The sequence below is a fragment of the Sphaerisporangium perillae genome, from assembly GCF_023276435.1.
Classification (GTDB): domain Bacteria; phylum Actinomycetota; class Actinomycetes; order Streptosporangiales; family Streptosporangiaceae; genus Sphaerisporangium; species Sphaerisporangium perillae.
The window spans coordinates 201,515-215,081 of record NZ_JALLPO010000001.1 but is presented as its reverse complement, the minus strand read 5'-3'; the positions used below and the strand labels follow the sequence as shown (position 1 = coordinate 215,081).

At 72.0% G+C, this 13,567-nt stretch carries 13 protein-coding genes; 4 read left to right on the top strand and 9 right to left on the bottom strand.

What is annotated here, in order from left to right; translation table 11 throughout:
• Nucleotides 1-3: 3 nt before the first annotated feature.
• Entirely contained in the window at nucleotides 4-1,617 is a 1,614-nt protein-coding gene (locus MYF83_RS00930; RefSeq protein ID WP_248958182.1) for a DAK2 domain-containing protein, read from the bottom strand.
• 258 nt (nucleotides 1,618-1,875) lie between these two features.
• On the opposite strand from MYF83_RS00930, the gene rpmB reads away from it, so the two are divergent.
• Nucleotides 1,876-2,061 (top strand): 50S ribosomal protein L28, encoded by a 186-nt coding sequence (gene rpmB, locus MYF83_RS00925; protein WP_248958383.1) that lies wholly within the window; start codon nucleotides 1,876-1,878, stop codon nucleotides 2,059-2,061.
• 54 nt (nucleotides 2,062-2,115) lie between these two features.
• On the opposite strand, the gene thiD is transcribed toward rpmB, so the two are convergent.
• The 3 genes from thiD to MYF83_RS00910 form a co-directional block, all read right to left on the bottom strand.
• A complete protein-coding gene (thiD, locus tag MYF83_RS00920) occupies nucleotides 2,116-2,901 on the bottom strand; it encodes a bifunctional hydroxymethylpyrimidine kinase/phosphomethylpyrimidine kinase (protein WP_248958181.1) in 786 nt (261 codons plus the stop codon).
• A 141-nt stretch (nucleotides 2,902-3,042) separates the two neighbouring features.
• Nucleotides 3,043-3,819 carry a cellulose binding domain-containing protein gene (locus MYF83_RS43550; protein WP_248958180.1) on the bottom strand — a complete coding sequence of 259 codons (777 nt, stop codon included), beginning with the start codon at nucleotides 3,817-3,819 and terminating at the stop codon, nucleotides 3,043-3,045.
• A 1,035-nt stretch (nucleotides 3,820-4,854) separates the two neighbouring features.
• Nucleotides 4,855-5,820: a thiamine-phosphate kinase gene (locus MYF83_RS00910; protein WP_248958179.1), complete on the bottom strand. Its 966-nt coding sequence runs from the start codon at nucleotides 5,818-5,820 to the stop codon at nucleotides 4,855-4,857.
• Nucleotides 5,821-5,892: 72 nt separating this feature from the next.
• Between MYF83_RS00910 and MYF83_RS00905 the strand changes: the two genes are divergently transcribed.
• Both MYF83_RS00905 and MYF83_RS00900 read left to right on the top strand, forming a co-directional pair.
• Nucleotides 5,893-6,126: an Lrp/AsnC family transcriptional regulator gene (locus MYF83_RS00905; protein ID WP_248958178.1), complete on the top strand. Its 234-nt coding sequence runs from the start codon at nucleotides 5,893-5,895 to the stop codon at nucleotides 6,124-6,126.
• A 37-nt stretch (nucleotides 6,127-6,163) separates the two neighbouring features.
• Nucleotides 6,164-6,613, top strand: a complete 450-nt coding sequence (locus tag MYF83_RS00900; protein ID WP_248958177.1) for a DUF3515 family protein — start codon at nucleotides 6,164-6,166, stop codon at nucleotides 6,611-6,613.
• Nucleotides 6,614-6,626: 13 nt separating this feature from the next.
• On the opposite strand, the gene MYF83_RS00895 is transcribed toward MYF83_RS00900, so the two are convergent.
• Genes MYF83_RS00895 through MYF83_RS00880 form a run of 4 tightly spaced genes read right to left on the bottom strand, consistent with a single transcriptional unit; the run spans nucleotide 6,627 to nucleotide 10,799 of the window.
• Entirely contained in the window at nucleotides 6,627-7,742 is a 1,116-nt protein-coding gene (locus MYF83_RS00895) for a D-alanine--D-alanine ligase family protein (RefSeq protein WP_248958176.1), read from the bottom strand.
• Nucleotides 7,743-7,782: 40 nt separating this feature from the next.
• Nucleotides 7,783-9,018: a trans-sulfuration enzyme family protein gene (locus tag MYF83_RS00890; RefSeq protein WP_248958382.1), complete on the bottom strand. Its 1,236-nt coding sequence runs from the start codon at nucleotides 9,016-9,018 to the stop codon at nucleotides 7,783-7,785.
• A 14-nt stretch (nucleotides 9,019-9,032) separates the two neighbouring features.
• Nucleotides 9,033-10,040, bottom strand: coding sequence for an NAD(P)H-dependent glycerol-3-phosphate dehydrogenase (locus tag MYF83_RS00885; protein WP_248958175.1), 1,008 nt, complete (start codon nucleotides 10,038-10,040; stop codon nucleotides 9,033-9,035).
• Nucleotides 10,041-10,079: 39 nt separating this feature from the next.
• The gene (locus MYF83_RS00880) at nucleotides 10,080-10,799 is read right to left on the bottom strand and encodes a lysophospholipid acyltransferase family protein (protein WP_248958174.1); all 720 of its coding nucleotides are present in this window, start codon (nucleotides 10,797-10,799) and stop codon (nucleotides 10,080-10,082) included.
• 77 nt (nucleotides 10,800-10,876) lie between these two features.
• Here MYF83_RS00880 and cofC point away from each other — a divergent pair, with 77 nt between their 5' ends.
• Entirely contained in the window at nucleotides 10,877-11,560 is a 684-nt protein-coding gene (gene cofC / locus MYF83_RS00875) for a 2-phospho-L-lactate guanylyltransferase (protein ID WP_248958173.1), read from the top strand.
• Nucleotides 11,561-11,638: 78 nt separating this feature from the next.
• Here cofC and MYF83_RS00870 read toward each other — a convergent pair whose 3' ends face one another.
• Nucleotides 11,639-13,348 carry an MFS transporter gene (locus MYF83_RS00870; RefSeq protein WP_248958172.1) on the bottom strand — a complete coding sequence of 570 codons (1,710 nt, stop codon included), beginning with the start codon at nucleotides 13,346-13,348 and terminating at the stop codon, nucleotides 11,639-11,641.
• Nucleotides 13,349-13,567 lie beyond the last annotated feature (219 nt).

Below are 13,567 nucleotides of genomic sequence, written 5' to 3'. Positions count from 1 at the left end.
GACTCATTCGACGCCGACGAGCAGGGGGTAGCCGCCCTGGCCGCCCTCGTAGACGACCACCTCCACGTCGGGCCGTACCGAGTCCAGGTGGTCCTGGACGGCTCGGGCCGGTCGGTCGCCCGCGTCGGCGCCCACGATGAGGGTGACCATCTCGCTGCTGACCGAGAGCATGCGGGAAGTGATCTTCACGGCCATGGCGTCGACGTCCGTCCCGATCAGCGCGACGTCACTGTCGATGACGCCCAGCACGTCCCCCGGGCGGCACATTCCCGCGCTCGTCACGGCCTCCCTGTCGGCCACCCACACGTGGCCGTGCCGGGTGTGGCCGGCGGCGTCGGTCATCGCCACCACGTCGTCGTCGAAACGGCGCAGCGGGTCGTGCACGGCGAGCGCGGCCAGCCCCTGGACGGTCGCCTTGGTGGGCAGCACGCTGACGACGATGCCCTCCTCGCGGGCGATCGCCGCCGCGGCCATGGCCACCGCGTTGACGCCGAGGTCGTTGGGCAGCACCGCGACCTCGGTCCCCGCCTGCCTGATCGCCTCCAGCACGGCCGCCAGCTGAGGGCTGGAACCGGGCTCGCGGGGCACGACCACGGCCCCGGCCTCCTGGAAGAGCCCTGCGATGCCGTCGCCCGCCGCCACGGCCACGACGCCACGGCCGTCCCCCTGACGGGCCGCGCGCACCGGCGCCTGCAGGTAGACGACCTTGACGCGGTACGGCCGACCGGCCCGCATGCCGGCCTCGATGGCGGCCCCCGCGTCGTCGACGTGCACATGAACGTTCCACAGGCCGTCGCCGCCGACGACCACCAGGGAGTCGCCGAGGCGGTCGAGCTCCTCGCGTAACGCCGCCACGGCGCTCTCATCGGCCTCCAGGAGGTACATCACCTCATACCCCGGGGCGTCCTGACCGGCCGCGTCCTCAGGGCCGTCCGGCACGAACCTCGCGGCCGGCGCGGGCACGTCGTACCGGCCGACGTAGGTGTCGGTGATCACGGCCGCGAGGCTCTCCAGGATGACGGTCAGCCCCGCGGCACCGGCGTCCACCACCCCGTTGCGCGCCAGCACGTCCAGCTGCCCGGTCGTGCGGCCGAGAGCCGTCCGGGCGGCCGACGCGGCCCTCCTCGCCACCTCCGCCAGCTCGTCCGGTGCGTCCTGCACCGCCCGCGCCGCCGCGCTCAGCACGCTGAGGACGGTGCCCTCGACGGGCCGCGCCACCGCGCTCCTCGCCATCTCGGCCGCCCTGACCAGCCCTTCGCGCAGGTCACGGCCTCCCCCCTTGGCGAGCTTGAGCACCTCGGCCATCCCGCGCAGCGCCTGGCTGACGATCACCCCGGAGTTCCCCCGGGCGCCGATCAGCGCCCCGTGGGCGAGGGTGTGCCACGTGATCTCCGCGTCGGCGTCCCCAGGGAGCCCGTCCAGGGCGTCGGCGGCCGACAGCATGGTGAGATGCAGGTTCGTCCCGGTGTCGCCATCGGGGACCGGGAAGACGTTGAGCGCGTCGATCTCCGTCCGGGCCCTGCCGAGCGCGTCGGCGCACACCCGGGACCAGCGGCGCACGGCGGGCGGATCGAGGGTCTGGAGGGATGCTCCGGCCTCGGTGGCCTCCGAAGGCATGTGGCTCCCTCCTGCGCGCGGCGTGTCCACCCTCCGCGCGGCACGTCGCACGGTGGTTCGCACGCGGGGGGACCGCGCCGCCTCCGTTGATGCGCTACGGTTGGTGTTACGAGATTATCCCCGTTCGCCTGTTCCCCCGTTTGGCGAGCACCGGGCAACATCGGATACCCTCGTGTGGCCAGCCGGTTGTCCCGGCATGCCCGACCACCGCTTCTACCTCGGTTTCGGGCCTATTGACTGATCTAAGGAGCGATGACCGTGGCTTCCGTCTGCGACGTTTGCGGCAAGGGGCCGACTTTCGGCAACAACATCTCGCACTCGCACCGCCGCACCCGCCGCCGCTGGAACCCCAACATCCAGCGTGTGCGCGCCATGGTGGGCAGCACGCCGAAGCGGTTGAACGTGTGCACCTCCTGCATCAAGGCCGGCAAGATCACCCGCTAGCCCCGCGCTTCCAACAGCCCGTCGCCTCCTGGCGGCGGGCTGTTCTGCGTTCCCTCAGCGCCAGCGCCACGCGTGGTCGACCGGGCCGATGCCGGCGCCGAGCGGGAAACCGTGGGCGATCGCGCCCGTGACGTACTCCTTGGCCTTCGCCACCGCGCCTGGAACGTCCTCCCCCATGGCGAGGTAGGAGGCTACGGCGGAGGCCAGCGTGCATCCCGTCCCATGGGTGTGACGGTTATCGTGCCGCTCGGCCGAGAAGCGGTACTCCTTCACGCCATCGGTGAGCAGGTCGACCGGCCGGCCCGGCAGGTGACCGCCCTTGATCAGCGCCCACGCCGGACCGAGCGCCAGGATCGCCTCGGCCGCCGGGCGCAGGCCGGCCTCGTCCTCGACCTTGACGGAGGTGAGCTGCTCCACCTCCCACAGGTTCGGCGTCACCACCGTGGCCACCGGCAGCAGGCGGGACGTCATCGTGTGAACGGCTTCGGGGGCGAGGAGCGGGTCGCCGTGCTTGGAGACGCCCACCGGGTCGACCACCACCGGCGCGTCCACATCGGCCAGCACCTCCGCGACCACCGCGACCAGTTCCGGCGAGGCGAGCATGCCCGTCTTGACCGCCTGGGCGCCGATGTCGCCCAGCACCGAGTCGAGCTGGGCGCGCACCGCCTCAACGGGAAGCTCCCAATAGCCCTGGACTCCGACGGAGTTCTGCGCGGTCACCGCGGCGATCACGCTCATGCCGTGGACGCCGAGCGCCAGCATGGTCTTCAGATCGGCCTGGATGCCGGCGCCTCCACCTGAGTCGGAGCCTGCGATCGTCAGCACACGGGGAGGAGTCACCCGTCCATCAAACCAGGCGCGTGCTCCCGTTCGGCGTCCACCACCATGCGGCAGCCTCCCCGCCGCACGGCGGCGCCGGCGCCACCGCCCCGGCGCCGGACGCGACGGCACCCGACCCGGCGGAAGAAGGCCATACGACGGTCACTGTCCGGGATCCACCTGGGATGAGAGGGCGCCGTCCGCCTGGAGCCGGCAGCGGCCGCCGTTGAGCTCGCAGGTCTCCGGGACGGCGGAGTCGCCGTCGGCGGTGAACGAGATCACGGCCTGCTCGCCCTCGGCGAGGGTGCCGGTGGAGGTCAGGGCCAGTACGTCCCCCTCTTGGGTCCACTCGGCTCCCGTGACGTCGGTGACGTCGCCGCCGACCGGCACCCGGACGCTCCATCCGTCCAGGGCGGAGCCGGTGTTGGTGATCGTCAGCCGGCCGGTGTACCCGGTGCCGGTGACCTCGGACACGCCGAAGTCGACGGCCACCCGGCCGGGCGCGACCACGGGATCGGCCTGGTCGGCCTCCGGGGACGCCTCGGGGGTGGTGATCTCCGTGTCCTCGTCCGTCAGGGTGGGTTCGGGGGTGTCGCTGGGCGACCGGCTCGGCTCGGGCGTGGGGGTCGTCCGTGTTCGCCGGGGCGTCGGGCGGCTCGACGGGGCCGGTGTCCGCCGCCCGGGCGTACGGCTCGCGCTCGACGACGGCTCGGCCTGCTCGGACGTGCTGGGGGTGCCGGACTCGCCGTCGGAGGGTGCCGTCGCGTCCGGAACCTCTTCCGTCGGCCCGGGGGCGTCGCCCTGCGTTGAGGGCTTCCCGGGGGCGATGGCCGCGCATACCTGTCCTGTGGGGCAGTCCGGGGCCTCGGTCAAGGAGAGCTCGCCGGAGGACAGCTTGACGCCGATCACGGCGGTGCCGATGGCCGTCACCACGGCCACGGCGGACAGCGCCGCCAGGCGGCGTCCCCGCCAGAACCGCGGCCGGTCGGCACGCTGCCTCCTCCGCCGCCTCTTCGGACCGGACCGGAACGGGTCATCGTCTGCCTCGAGCCCCGGATCGGATCCGGGCGGGCCATCCCCGCGACCGGCTCCGATTCCAGGTCCTTCGCCGGCACCGGATGCCAGGGCGGACCGAAGAGCGTCCTCGCCGGGCCCGGATCCAAAGCCGGACGCGGGGCGGTCGTCGTCGCCACCGGGGCCCGCGCCGAGGCGGAGAAGGTCGTCGTCCGCGTGGGGGAAGGCCGGGGAAGGGTCGTCCCACGCACTCGGCCAGGCGGGGGTGGGCACGGCATCCCAGGCGCTGGAAGCGCTCGGCTCGGGGCCCGGGTGGCCCCCCTGCTGCGCCCCCTCGGAGGACAGCGACGCGTCGGGCCACCCGGGGGTACCCGGGTCCGGCGTGGCGGGCCATCCGGGATCAGCCGAGTCCGGCGTGGCGGGCCACCCGGGGGCACCGAGGCCCGGCGCGTCCGGCCACTCCGAGCCGCTCACTCCCGGCGCGTCGGGCCAGCCGGGGGTGCCGGGACCGGGCGCGTCGGGCCAGCCGGGAGTGCCCAGGTCCGCGGGAGCGGACCACTCAGGGGTACCGGGGCCTGACGTGGCAGGCCACTCAGGGGTACCCGGGCCTGACGTGGCGGGCCACTCCGGGGCACTGTTCCCCGGGGCGCCCGGCCAGCCGGGGGTGCCGGGGCCGGGTGCGTCGGGCCAGCCGGGGGTGCTGGATTGGGCGGGCCGCTCTGGGAGGCCGGGTGGGGGTGGGGCGGCCCATTCGGGGTCGTCGCCGACGGCCAGCCACTCCTGGGTTCCGCGCTCGTCGTCGTGCCATTCCGAAGGCCTGCGTTCGCCCGACCTGTCAGGGTCGGACCCCTGACCTCGGGGTGACGTGTGGCGTCCCCGTCCCATGAAGCGCCTTCCTCTTAGAAACCACAGCGCCCCACTTCATAACACCTTCAATACTTCTTTGTCACAATTTTCACCTTATCCACGGAAGTGATCCCAGCCACCTCGAAGCTCCGGACGGCCCCTGACCTGCGCACCCTTCCCTTCGACGACGCGGCCGATGATCCGCCACTCCTCCGGTAGCCGTACGCCGGCCGGGAAGGCGGCGGCCAGCGCGTGGTCATCCCCGCCCGTCAGCATCCACCGGAGCGGGTCCTCCCCCAGCTCGGCCGCGGCGGCGGCCAGCGGCTCCGGCACCGGCAGGGCGTCCGCCTCGACCTCCAGGCGGACCCCGCTCGCCTCGGCTATGTGGCCGAGGTCCTGCAGCAGCCCGTCGCTGACGTCGACCATGGCCGTGGCGCCGAGGGTGGCGGCCCCCGGACCGCATCGGTACGGCGGCTGCGGGCGCCGGTGCGCGTCCGCCAGCTCCGGGAAGGACTCCTGCCGGCCCGCGTGGAACAGGGCGAGCCCGCCGGCCGCGAGGCCGAGCCTGCCGGCCACGGCGACCACGTTCCCGGGCTGCGCCCCGCCGCGCGTGACCGGGGCGCGCCCGCCGAGGTCGCCGAGCGCGGTGACGCCGAGCACGATCTGGGCGGACTTCGCGATGTCGCCTCCCGCGACGCTCGCGCCGACCAGCGCGCATTCGTCCCCGAAGCCGTCGGTGAGGCCGTCCAGCCAGTCCGCCGGCGTGTCGGCCGGCAGCCCGAGCCCGACGAGAAGGGCCGTGGGGTCGGCGCCCATCGCGACGACGTCAGAGAGGTTCTGCGCCGCCGCCTTCCTGCCGATGTCGTACGCGCTGGACCAATCGCGACGGAAGTGCCTACCCTCAAGTAGGAGATCCGTCGTCACGACGACCCGACCATCGGGGGCACGAAGGACCGCGGCGTCATCGCCGGGACCGAGCAATACCGCCGGAAATTGTGGCAAGCGTCCGACAATACGGGCAATGATCCCGAATTCACCAAGATCTGCGGCTGTGATAGCACACCTCCAGGTCTGTTGCATGTACGGTGGCGATTCGGACTGATCGAGTAACGGCACTGAAACAAACCAGTTTCGCCCCCGCGGGAGGACGTGATGGTGCAGGCCTACATCCTTATCCAGACAGAAGTCGGCAAGGCGGCCGAGGTCGCGACCGCGATCGCGGGCATCCAGGGGGTCACCCGGGCCGAGGACGTCACGGGCCCGTACGACGTGATCGTCCGCGCGGAGGCCGACAACGTGGACGACCTCGGCAAGCTCGTCGTGGCCCAGATTCAGGCCGTTGAGGGGATCACGCGTACCCTTACCTGTCCGATCGTGCACATCTGAGTGCACATCTGAGTGCCGACAACTCACGGGGGAAGCCATGGTGCGGGTCCTCGCGGCCTTGGCCGCCATGGCGCTGCTGGCCGGATGCGGTGGAGCGGTGAGGGTCGATCCGCCCAGCCCGCAAGGAGCCACGGCGACCGCCTGCACCACCCTGAACGACCGGCTGCCCCGCACGCTCGACGGCGCGGAGCGCGTCCCGTCCGAACCCTCCTCGCCGTACGTGGCGGTGTGGGGCGAGGGAGAGATCGCGCTCCGCTGCGGCGTGCCGCGGCCCGCCGCTCTGGACCCCCTCCAGCAGGTGCCGGAGATCAACGGCGTGCCGTGGTTCGCCGATCCGGCCAGGCCGGCGCTGTTCACGGCGATCATCCGCGACGGCTACGTCGAGGTGACGATCTCTCCCCGGCACCAGACCGCGGACGTGCTGATCGACCTCGCCGCCCCGATCAAGGCGGCGTTCCCCACCATCGGAACGGCCGGGACCACCTGAGCGGCCGTGCCCGTCACCGCAGGCCCGCGGGACGGTTCAGCGCGAGCTGGATCATCCGGTCCACCAGCTCGGTGTAGGGAACCCCCGAGGCGGCCCAGAGCTGCGGCGCCACGGACATCGCCGTGAACCCGGGCATGGTGTTGATCTCGTTGAGGACCAGCCCGCCCGAGGGCGTGTAGAAGAAGTCCACGCGGGAGAGCCCCTCGCAGCCGAGCGCCTCGAACGCGCGCACGGCCATCTCGCGCAGTTCCTCGCTCACGGCCTCTGGGATGTCGGCGGGCACGGAGAGCGTCATGTCCGACCCGATGTACTTGGCGGCGAAGTCGAAGAACTCGTGCTGGTCGTTGACGACGACCTCGCCGGGCAGGCTCGCGGCGGGCGGCTCGTCGCCCGGCGACTCCAGCACCGCGCACTCGATCTCGCGCCCCTCGATGGCCGCCTCGACCAGCACCTTCGGGTCGTGCCCGCGGGCCAGCTCGACCGCGCGCTCCAGCTCGTCGAGGTCGTCCACGCGGGTGATGCCCTGGCTGGACCCCGCCCGGGCGGGCTTGACGAAGACCGGCAGGCCGAGCCCCTCGATGTCCTTGAGCACCCGCCCCCGGTCGAGGCGCCAGTCGCGGTCGCGCACGACGACATGCGGGCCGACGGGAAGCCCGGCCGCGGCGAGCACCGCCTTCATGTAGGCCTTGTCCATGCCGACGGCGCTGGCGAGCACGCCGGAACCGACGTAGCGGACGCCGGCCATCTCCAGCAGGCCCTGGATGGTGCCGTCCTCGCCGAACGGGCCGTGCAGCATGGGGAACACGACGTCGACCTGCCCGAGCGACTCAGGGATCGTCCCGGCGTCCAGCGCCACGAGCGATCCGCCGCCGGAGGCCAGCGCGAGCGCCGTGCCGGTGTCGTTCACGCTGGGCAGCTGTTCTCCCTCGATCTCGAACCTCTGGTCGTCCGGGGCCAGCACCCACCGCCCGTCCGGCGCGATGCCGATCGGGACGACGTCGTACTTGGTCCGGTCGATGGCCGCGAGTACGCTGCCCGCCCCCATCAGGGACACCGCGTGCTCGGAGTTGCGGCCCCCGAAGACCACCGCCACCCGTACGCGAGGCCGGGATTCCTGCTGCTCGTTCATGATGCCCGAATCTACCTTGCGCCCCTGTCGTCCCCGCTTGTCAGGTGCGGCTCGTGGTGTCCGAGCGGAGCGCGTCGAGCGCCTCCGTGACGTCCGCGATGAGGTCCTCGGCGTCCTCCAGGCCGATGGAGAAGCGCACCGCCCCCGCGTCGATGCCGGAGGCCGTCAGGGCCGCCTCGTCGAGCTGGCGGTGGGTCGTGGAGGCCACGTGGGCGACCTTGGTGTGGGTGCCGCCGATCGAGGTCGCGATGCGCGCGAGCCGTACGGTGTCCGCCAGCGCGACGCCGGCCTCGTAGCCGCCGTGCGGGGTGACGGTGACGCACGCGCCGTACCGGGTGCCCTCGGGGCCCGCGTCGAAGAGCTGGCGGGCGAGCTGGTGCCCGGGGTGGCCGGCCAGGCCGGGGTAGTCGACGCGGCGCACCGCCGGATGCTTGGCCACGGAGGCGGCGAAGACCATCGCGGTCGCGCACATGCGGCGCACCCGCAGCGGGAGCGTCGCGAGGCCGCGGCGCAGCAGGAAGGCCTCGTCCGGGGCGAGGGCGGCCCCGGTGTCGATGCGCACCTCGCGGATCTTGGAGATCAGGTCGGGACGTCCCACCACCGCTCCGCCCGTGCAGTCGTCGTGCCCGCCGATGAACTTGGTGGCGGAGTGGACGACCAGGTCGGCGCCGTGCTCGAGGGGGCGGCACACCACGGGGGTCGCGAAGGTCGAGTCGACCACCAGCAGCGCCCCCGCGTCCCGCGCGATGCGGTAGAGCCCGCGGATGTCGGCGACCGCCATGGTGGGGTTGCTCAGCGTCTCCGCATAGATGATCTTCGTCGAGGAGCGGACGGTGGCGTGGACGCGGCGCAGGTCGGAGTAGTCCACGAAGTCGACGGAGACCCCGAAACGCGACAGCACGTTCGACAGCAGGGAGTAGGCGCCGCCGTAGACCGGGGCCGGCGCGACCACGTGGGCCCCCGCGCGCAGGAACGTCATGAACACCGCGCTGACCGCCGCCATGCCGGACGCGAACGCCTGGCCCGCGACGTCCTCGGGGGCCGCCGCGCCCTCCAGCGAGGCGATGCCCGAGGCGAACGCCGCCACGGTCGGGTTGTCGATCCTGCTGTAGGCGAACCCCGGCACCCGGTCGCCCAGCACATCGGCGTACTCGGCGGAGCTGTCGAAGCTCCACGCGGCGGTGCGCCACACGGGCAGCCCGATCGGGAGCTGGCGCGAGAGCGGCACGGGGGGCAGATGGACGGCCCTGGTGTTCTCGCCGAGCCTCCTGCGCATACGTCGGGAAGATGTCACACGCCGTACCGTTCGGGCTTGGGAGTCCGCGACATCAGCAGCATCGCGGCCTCGCTGGGGGTCATTCCGTCATGGACGACGCCCACCACGACCTCGGTGATCGGCATCTCCACGTCGTGCTTCCTCGCCAGGGCCAGAACCGACTCGCAGGATTTGACCCCCTCGGCGGTCTGCTTGGTGGCGGCGATGGTCTCGGCCAGGGTCATGCCTCGGCCGAGATTCTCCCCGAAAGTGCGGTTCCGCGACAATGGGGACGTACAGGTCGCCACCAGGTCCCCCATGCCTGCGAGACCGGCGAAGGTGTGCGGGTCGGCGCCGAGCGCCGCGCCCAGCCGGGCGATCTCCGCCAGGCCGCGCGTCATGAGCGTCGCCCTGACGTTGTCGCCGAGCCCCATGCCCGCGGCCACGCCCACGGCGAGGGCGATGACGTTCTTCACGGCCCCGCCCAGCTCGACCCCCACCACGTCGGAGTTGGTGTAGGCCCTGAACCAGGGCAGGTGGCACGCCTCCTGCAGCCGCCCGAGGACCTTGTCGTCCACGCTGGCGACCACCGTCGCGGCCGGCTCGCGCCGGATCAGCTCCCCGACGAGGTTCGGCCCCGACACGACGGCGACCCGCTCGGCGGGAACGCCGGCCACCTCGCAGATGACCTCGCTCATGCGCTTGGAGGTGAGCCGCTCGATGCCCTTCATCAGGCTGACCAGCACCGCGTCCTCGGGAATGTGCGGGCTCCAGGCGGCCAGGTTGCCGCGCAGCGTCTGGGACGGGACCGCCAGCACGACGAAGTCGGCGCCCTCCATGGCGGCCACCGGGTCAGTGGTGGCGCGCAGCGACGAGGGCAACCGCACGCCCGGGAGATACTCGGGGTTCTCGTGTCTGCGGTCGATGGCCTCGACCACCTCGGCGCGGCGTCCCCACAGCGTCGTCGACGTGCCGGCCTCCGCCAGGATCATCGCGAAGGTCGTGCCCCACGAACCGGTTCCGAAAACGACGGCCTTGGTCATCTACTCACCGTACGCCCACTCCTCGGCCCGCCGCTGCGGTCACCCTGCGCGGCTTTCGGCCTCGTCGAAGGGGGCGTCCGGCGCCTTCTCGCCCCGCAGCTCGGCCAGCTGGGCGGTGATGGCGGCCATGATGTCGGCGGTCGCGTCCTTGAGCACCTGGCCGCGCATCGGCAGGCCCTCGTACTTGGACAGATCGACCGGCGGCCCGGCGAGCACCCGGAAGGTCTTGCGGGGGAACAGCCGCGGCTTCTTCTGGCCGTACGGCAGGAGCTCCTGGGCGCCCCAGTGGGCGACGGGGATGACGGGCACGCCGGTGGCGAGCGCCAGCCGGGCGACGCCCGTCTTCGCGGCCATGGGCCAGAACTCGGGGTCGCGGGTGATGGTGCCCTCGGGGTAGAAGATGACGCAGGAGCCCTCCCTGAGCGCCTGCTCGGCTTCCTTGAGCGAGCGCGCGGCGTCGGTGCTCCCGCGGTACACCGGGATCTGCCTGCACTTCCTGACGATCGTCCCGATGACGGGGATGTCGAAGACCCCGGACTTGGCCAGGTAGACCGGCCAGCGGCCGTTGTTGTAGGCGAAGTGGGCGAACAGCAGCGGGTCGCTCCACGACAGATGGTTGGCCGCGATGATCACGCCGCCGGTGCGGGGAACGTTGGCGCGGCCCCGCCAGTCACGCTTCGTGAAGAGCAGCAGCACCGTCTTCACGATCACCGTGACGAGGGCTTCCCAAAAGATGGGCGGACGTCCGGGGCGGCTCATCGACTCCTCCAGTCATGCCTGTGCGCCATCAGTCTCCCGGTTGGCTCCGCCAGATGTCGAGGCGGGATGCTTAGGTCATGCGTGGTACGGAACGTGACGAGCTCGACCCGGGACCCGGCTGGACCCTCGTGGTGCCGGTGAAGACCCTCATCGCCGCCAAGACCCGCCTGGCCGCCGCGGCCGGGCCGCACCGGGCCGCGCTCGCGGTGGCGATCGCCTGCGACACGGTCGCGGCCGCGCTGGCCTGCCCGAGGGTCGCCAGGGTCGTGGTCGTCACGGGCGACCCCGTGCCCGCCGAGGCCCTCGCCGCGCTCGGGGCGCACGTGGTGCCCGATCCGGAGGCCGGGCTGAACGCCGCGCTCCGGTTCGGCGGTGCGGAGGCCCTGCGGCTCGCGCCCGGGGGGCCGATCGGCGCGCTCCAGGCCGACCTGCCCGCCCTGCGGCCCGGCGAGCTGGACGTGGCGCTGGGCGCGGCCCGCGACTTCGACCAGTCGTTCGTGCCGGACGCGGCCGAGGTCGGGACCACGTTCTACGGAGTACGGCCCGGCGTGGCGTTCAGGCCGAGGTTCGGCGGCGAGTCGCGGGCCAGGCACCTCGGCGGCGGCGCGAAGGAGCTGACGCCGGACGGCATCCCTTCGGTGCGCCGCGACGTCGACACCCCGGCGGACCTCACAGAGGCGCTGGCGCTCGGCGTCGGCCCGCACACGGCGGCGGTGGTGAGAACGCTGAAGGAGTCCTCCACGTGGAGGACTCCTTCCTGACCCGCCCGCGCCCCGGGCCAGGTCCACCGAGATGTCCCGTGGGCCTCCACCTCTAGGCGGAGATCCACGGGACGTCCTTCAGTGGCCGGCCGCCTCGTCCTCGCGGGCGTGCTCCGGCAGCAGGAAGGCGACGAGGAAGGTCAGCAGCAGCATCCCCGTCACGACCCAGAGGATCATCTTCATCGCGATGCCGAACCCCTCCTTGCCCGCGTCGGCTCCGGCCGTGACGACGGCCTTCTGGATCGCGGCGCCGGCCTGCGGGGAGGTCGCCGCGGCCCGGGCGTCGGACTCGAGGCGCGTGCAGGAGGCGGGAACCTCGGCCTGGTCCTTGGCGACCGCGCGGTCGTGCCCGCAGTCGCGCAGCCCGGTGACGATACGGTCCTGCGCCGGGCCGGTCACCTGGACGGCGGCCAGCTCCGAGCGCAGTTTGGGAGCGACGTCGTCGGTGGCGGTGGCGACGCTGCCGCCCAGCATCCCGAAGAACACCGTGCCGAGCAGCGCCACGCCGAAGGCGCTGCCGAGCTGCTGGATGGCCGTCAGCGTGCCCGAGGCCGAGCCGGTCTCGTGCTGCTCGACGCCGGCGAGCACGATGTCGAAGAACGGCGCCATCAGCATGCCCATGCCGACACCGGTCACGAGCAGCGCGGGGGTGAGCTGCCACGGGGTGACGCCGATGCCGCTGATGTTCAGCGTCACCAGGATCGCGAGGACGCCGAAGGCCATGAGCAACGTGCCGCCGTGCAGCAGCTTGCGGCCGTACTTCTGCAGCGGCTGGGCGATCCCGAAGCCGACGACCATGCCGAGCGACCAGGGCACCATCGCCAGGCCGGCCTTCAGGGTGGAGTACCCGAGGCCGATCTGGGTGTAGAGGTTGAACACCAGCGAGAAGCCGATCATGCCGGAGAAGAAGACCAGGCCGGTGACCAGGCCGCCGGTGAAGGCGCGCTTGCGGAACAGGCTCGGCACGATCAGCGGGTCTCCGCCGGCCTTGGCCTTGCGCGACTCGTACCAGCCGAAGACGGCGAACACCACGACGGACGCGCCGATCATCAGGAAGGACCACAGCGGCCAGTCGTGCTCGCGGCCCTGCACCAGCGGGAAGATGATCAGGAAGCCGGCCACCGAGGCCAGGACCATGCCGCCGAAGTCCAGCTTCAGCGGGTGGGACGAGCGCCACTCGGGCAGGAACCGCAGCCCGCAGAGCACGGCGGCCAGACCCAGCGGCAGGTTGATCAGGAAGATCATGCGCCAGCCCGTGCCGAAGAAGTCGGCGGTGATCAGCCAGCCGGCGAGGATCGGGCCGCCGACCGATGACAGGCCCATGATGGGCCCGAACATGCCGAACGCCGCCTGCATCTCCTTGGGCGGGAACATCTCCTTGATCATGCCGAGGCCCTGCGGCAGCATGACGGCGCCGAACAGTCCCTGGACGACCCGTGCCCCGATCAGCAGTTCGGGGCCCTGGGCGATCGCACAGAACAGCGATCCCACGGTGAAGCCGATGGCGCCGATGAGGAACATCCTCTTGCGGCCGAAGATGTCGCCCAGCCTGCCGCCGGTGATCAGGCCGACGGCCATGGAGAGCGTGTAGGCGGCGCCGAGCCACTGGATGACGGCGGCGCTCCCGCCCAGCTCGGCACGGATGGTGGGGGACGCGATGTTGGTGACCATGGCGTCGAGCAGGTCCATCACCTCGGCGGCGAGGATGACGAACAGGGCCGCCCAGCGCCATCGGTACGGCGGCGCCTCGGGTGGTGCTTCCTGCCGGGGGGTGCCGATCGTCGTCATGCGGACTCCTCAAGGGGGTGGTGAGCGTCGCCCACGTCTTCAGAACAGTGTTCTCAATAAGCGAGCGCTGTTCTATCATCGAACGATGTTCATACTCAAGTTCGGCGTTCTCAAGATATGTCGCATCTAGCCGCTAGACAAGATATATCGCGAAAAAGTCTGGTGTTCGGCCTACCGAGCACCGTTCACCGGGCAACTAGACTCCGTCGGGACGGATCA

Bases quoted from the DNA above. Each gene is read 5' to 3' on its own strand.
- MYF83_RS00905 (WP_248958178.1), top strand. From the start codon at position 5,893: ATGGTGCAGGCCTACATCCTTATCCAGACAGAAGTCGGCAAGGCGGCC.
- MYF83_RS00900 (WP_248958177.1), top strand. From the start codon at position 6,164: ATGGTGCGGGTCCTCGCGGCCTTGGCCGCCATGGCGCTGCTGGCCGGA.
- MYF83_RS00895 (WP_248958176.1), bottom strand. From the start codon at position 7,742: ATGAACGAGCAGCAGGAATCCCGGCCTCGCGTACGGGTGGCGGTGGTC.
- MYF83_RS00910 (WP_248958179.1), bottom strand. From the start codon at position 5,820: ATGCAACAGACCTGGAGGTGTGCTATCACAGCCGCAGATCTTGGTGAA.
- MYF83_RS00870 (WP_248958172.1), bottom strand. From the start codon at position 13,348: ATGACGACGATCGGCACCCCCCGGCAGGAAGCACCACCCGAGGCGCCG.
- MYF83_RS00890 (WP_248958382.1), bottom strand. From the start codon at position 9,018: ATGCGCAGGAGGCTCGGCGAGAACACCAGGGCCGTCCATCTGCCCCCC.
- MYF83_RS00930 (WP_248958182.1), bottom strand. From the start codon at position 1,617: ATGCCTTCGGAGGCCACCGAGGCCGGAGCATCCCTCCAGACCCTCGAT.
- cofC (WP_248958173.1), top strand. From the start codon at position 10,877: ATGCGTGGTACGGAACGTGACGAGCTCGACCCGGGACCCGGCTGGACC.
- MYF83_RS00880 (WP_248958174.1), bottom strand. From the start codon at position 10,799: ATGAGCCGCCCCGGACGTCCGCCCATCTTTTGGGAAGCCCTCGTCACG.
- MYF83_RS00885 (WP_248958175.1), bottom strand. From the start codon at position 10,040: ATGACCAAGGCCGTCGTTTTCGGAACCGGTTCGTGGGGCACGACCTTC.